This is a genomic window from Rhodopseudomonas sp. BR0C11, assembly GCF_010820945.1.
Lineage (GTDB): Bacteria > Pseudomonadota > Alphaproteobacteria > Rhizobiales > Xanthobacteraceae > Rhodopseudomonas > Rhodopseudomonas palustris_H.
Window position 1 is genome coordinate 1 of sequence record NZ_QTKI01000414.1, and the last position, 4,186, is coordinate 4,186.

The window sequence follows — 4,186 nt, forward strand, 5'->3', positions numbered from 1 at the left end:
GCCTACCGTCGCATCCACGACCCGCATCTGCTTGTCCACGCTGCGGGGAAAGAAGCCGTCGCGCGATTCCAGGCGGGCGATTTCGAGGCCGCTGTGATCGCTGCCGACAAGATGGAAAAGGCCTCCGTGGAGGTCTTTACGGCACTGGATGAGATGGCGGTTCTCCTCGCGGCCGAGAAATCGAACGCAGCGTAGCGGCGGGGCTCGGCGCTCTGACCCCACGCGGTAGCTCACGAGCACTCCTGCGACCCCGAGGTCGCGGTTCCGCCGGAACAAGCGGCGCTACGAGGACATTGAACCGGCAACAGGAGGTTTCAAATGTCCAACCGATTTCGTATCGCTTCGCTCGTGTACATGATGACCAACGCCGTGCTGTTCGGCATTGGCATGGTGTCGATCATGACGATCCCGGCTTTGGCGCGGAACGCTATGGACTGGGTGCCGATGGCGGTTATCGCGAGCTTCGTTCTGGCTGCGCCGATTGCCTGGTGGATCGCTCCGCGCCTGCGGGCCCGCTATTGGCGCCATCGCGACGGCGACGTGATCTCCGGCCCCTCGACCGCGACGGACAATCCGTAAGCGTCTATCGACGTTCACACGTCCGCGAGCAACTCCGCGCATCAGGCCGCGGCTGGTCGCCACAGTGCCTGGTTGATTAAGATCAACCGGGCGCTGCGGTCCTGGCCCCTATCTTCGGCAGGTCGAGCGTGAACCTGGTTGGTCGCGATGAGCTTGCCTGCATTGGATTGGTTGCGCGGATTCCCGGCCCTGGGGGAACTGCCGGAGACGGAACGAACCTCGCTTGCGCAGGCAGCCATGGCTATGAGCCTGCCTGCCGGCGCTTCGGTGTTCGCGCCGGACCAGCCGTGCGGCATGTTCATCCTGGTGTGCCGCGGCACGGTCCGCGTGTTTCAGCTCGATCCGGCCGGCAACGAGATCGTGCTGTACCGGCTCGGGCCGGGGAGCATCTGCATTCTCACCACCTTGGCGCTGCTCGCCTCGGACAGCTACAGCGCATTCGCGGTGACCGAAAGCCCGGTCGAGGCGGTGGGCCTGCCCGCCGCGACCTTCCACGACCTGATGGGCCGCTCGGCGCAATTCCGCAGTTTCGTGTTCAATGCCCAGGCGGCACGGATGGCGGATCTGATGGCGGTGATCCAGAACGTGGCGTTCGCCTCGATCGAGACGCGGCTGGCGTCACGCCTGCTGGCGCTTGCGGCGGATGGCCGCGAATTGTCGATCACCCACGCCCAACTGGCCGCCGAGATCGGCTCGGCGCGCGAAGTCGTCAGCCGTCATCTCAAGACGTTCGAGCGCCGCGGCTGGGTCAGCCTCGGACGCGGACGTGTCGAATTGCGCAATGCCGCCCCGCTGCGGGCCGCCGCGCAGGCCGCCCGCTGAACCTCTATTCGCAGATTTTCGACCGATCCTTCGTCGCCGGTGACTTGGTCACAGACCGTGATGGTGGCGCGCCCTAGAACGAGCGTGTCACTCAACCGAGCGAGGGGAAACGAAGATGACTGTGAACATGGGAATGATCGACCGTCTGCTGCGCGCCATCGTCGGCGCCGGCCTGATCTACTGGGCGCTGACCGGCGGTCCGATCTGGGCCTGGATCGGCGTCGTCCCGCTGCTGACCGCGGGGATCGGCTTCTGCCCGGCCTACACGCTGCTCGGCATCAAGACCTGCTCGACCAAGTCTTGACGTCACTACCCAAGTGTGGCTCTCGGGGCGGCGCAGCCCGCTCCCGGGAGTTGCCTTTGTTGAATAAGTGAAACCATGCACAAGAACTGGATCGATCTGACGGGCGAGTTGTCGGTGGCGCTGCGCGAAGTCCGCACCGGCGCGCCGGACGTCATGAAGGGCTTCTCGGCGATCGCCCAGGCCGCGCTCAAGGCCAATGCGCTCGATACCAAGACCAAGGAGCTGATCGCTCTGGCGATCTCCGTGGCGACGCGGTGCGACGGCTGCATCGGCTTCCACGCTGAAGCTGCGGTGAAGCACGGCGCGACCCGCGACGAGGTGATGGAGACGATGGGCATGGCGATCTACATGGGCGCTGGCCCGAGCGTGATGTATGCCGCCCAGGCGGTCGAGGCTTACGATCAGTTCGTCAAGAAGAAGGCCGCAGCGGCTTCGCCTGCGGAGTAACCGCCAACCGCGCGCGGCCCTTCAATTCCGCTCTGCGGTAGGGAATTTCACGCAAGGCGGCCGCTCCGTCGCGCGCCTTGCGTCGCCGCCCGCGCTGCGTCATATGGTCGGGTCCTGTCTCAGAGATCCGACCATGGCGCACCCCATCCAAGAAGTTCTGCAAGCCTTTTCCGCCGGCGAAATTGTCGTCGTCACCGATGACGACGATCGTGAGGGAGAAGGCGATCTGGTGGTCGCCGCCTCGCTGTGCACCGCGGAGAAGATGGCGTTCATCATCCGCCACACCTCGGGCATCGTCTGCGCGCCGATCACCATGGACGATGCGCGGCGACTGCGGCTCGACCCGATGGTGGCACACAACGACAGCAACCATACCACCGCGTTCACGGTCTCGATCGACTACAAGCCGGACAACGGCACCGGCATCTCGGCGGACGAGCGCGCCTCGTGCTGCCGCGCGCTGGCCAATCCGAACGCCGGCGCCAACGACTTCGCCCGGCCCGGACACATCTTCCCGCTGATCGCGCGCGAGGGCGGCGTGCTTCTCCGTTCCGGCCACACCGAGGCCGCGGTTGACCTCTGCAAGCTCGCCGGGCTGCCGCCGGTCGGCGTGATCAGCGAACTGATGAACGACGACGGCACCGTCACCAAGGGTGCGCAGGTCGTCGAGTTCGCCAACAAGCACAATCTCAAGCTGGTCACGATCGCGGATCTGATTTCGTACCGTCAGGCGCGCGAGAAGCTGATCGAGCGCGTCGCGACGTTTCCGATCGACAGTCCGATCGGTCCGATGCAGGGGTATGCTTACCGCTCGCCGTTCGACGAGATCGCCCATGTCGCCTGCGTCTACAATGGGATCGGCGACGGCAAGAATGTGCTGACCCGGTTCCACAAGCCGAACATCGTCAAGGAGCTTTTCACTGGGGCTCGGCGGATGCAGGCCGTGCTCGACCATTTCAAGGCGAACGGTTCCGGCGTGCTGATCTATCTGCGCGACGGCGCGGCGGGTGTGCCGGTCGCTCCGCTCGACGAGCAGAAGACCGCCGAAGCCGATCGGCATCGGCAATGGCGCGAGATCGGCGTTGGTGCGCAGATCCTGCGTGATCTCGGCGTGACGTCGATCCGTCATCTCACCACGTCGCAGATCGACTACAAGGGCCTGTCCGGTTTCGGCATCGAAATCGTCGGCAACGAGCACCTTGAAGGCACCTGACCGAGGTCTTACCCTCCCCATCAACGTCGCCCGATGCGGCAAGGTCTGAAAGGACAATCGATGAGCGTGCGCGCGCAAACCAAGGACAAGCCGGCTCCGGCGAGCTTCAAGTGGGACGATCCGCTGCTGCTGGAAGACCAGCTCACCGAAGACGAGCGGATGATCCGCGATACCGCGCGCGCTTATGCTCAGGACAAACTTCTGCCCCGCGTCAATCAGGCGTATCTCGAAGAGAAGACCGATCGCGAGATCTTTAATGAGATGGGCTCGCTCGGCCTGATCGGCGTCACGCTGCCGGAAGAATACGGCTGCGCCAACGCCAGCTACGTCGCCTACGGCCTGGTGGCGCGCGAGATCGAGCGGGTCGACAGCGGCTATCGCTCGATGAACAGCGTGCAGTCGTCGCTGGTGATGTATCCGATCTACGCCTATGGCGATGAGAACCAGCGCAAGAAGTATCTGCCCAAGCTCGCCTCCGGCGAATGGGTCGGCTGCTTCGGCCTGACCGAGCCGGACGCCGGCTCCGATCCCGGCGGCATGAAGACCAAGGCCGAGAAGGTTGCCGACGGCTATCGCCTCAGCGGCAGCAAGATGTGGATCTCGAACGCGCCGATCGCCGACGTGTTCGTGGTGTGGGCGAAGTCGGCCGCGCACGACAACCAGATCCGCGGCTTCATCCTCGAGAAGGGCATGAAGGGCCTGTCGGCCCCGAAGGTCGGCGGTAAGCTCTCCTTGCGCGCCTCGATCACCGGCGAGATCGTGATGGACGGCGTGGTCGTTCCGGAAGACGCGCTGCTGCCGAACGTGTCGGGCCTCAAGGG

6 protein-coding genes and 1 pseudogene are annotated in these 4,186 nt (G+C 64.8%); all 7 read left to right on the forward strand.

What is annotated here, in order from left to right; genetic code table 11:
* A pseudogene (locus DYI24_RS22390) lies at window positions 1-195 on the forward strand (hypothetical protein); the annotation flags it as partial.
* Between the two features lie 123 nt (window positions 196-318).
* Complete coding sequence (locus DYI24_RS22395) at window positions 319-579, forward strand: PH domain-containing protein (protein ID WP_164573896.1); 261 nt, start codon at window positions 319-321, stop codon at window positions 577-579.
* Between the two features lie 147 nt (window positions 580-726).
* The gene (locus DYI24_RS22400) at window positions 727-1,401 is read left to right on the forward strand and encodes a Crp/Fnr family transcriptional regulator (RefSeq protein ID WP_164573897.1); all 675 of its coding nucleotides are present in this window, start codon (window positions 727-729) and stop codon (window positions 1,399-1,401) included.
* A gap of 115 nt (window positions 1,402-1,516) precedes the next feature.
* Window positions 1,517-1,705, forward strand: a complete 189-nt coding sequence (locus DYI24_RS22405; RefSeq protein WP_107343254.1) for a YgaP family membrane protein — start codon at window positions 1,517-1,519, stop codon at window positions 1,703-1,705.
* A gap of 75 nt (window positions 1,706-1,780) precedes the next feature.
* A complete protein-coding gene (locus tag DYI24_RS22410) occupies window positions 1,781-2,152 on the forward strand; it encodes a carboxymuconolactone decarboxylase family protein (RefSeq protein ID WP_011156656.1) in 372 nt (123 codons plus the stop codon).
* Window positions 2,153-2,285: 133 nt separating this feature from the next.
* Window positions 2,286-3,365 (forward strand): 3,4-dihydroxy-2-butanone-4-phosphate synthase, encoded by a 1,080-nt coding sequence (ribB, locus tag DYI24_RS22415; RefSeq protein ID WP_164573898.1) that lies wholly within the window; start codon window positions 2,286-2,288, stop codon window positions 3,363-3,365.
* 60 nt (window positions 3,366-3,425) lie between these two features.
* The coding region (locus DYI24_RS22420) for an acyl-CoA dehydrogenase family protein (protein WP_205523633.1) at window positions 3,426-4,186 on the forward strand (761 nt) is incomplete at its 3' end.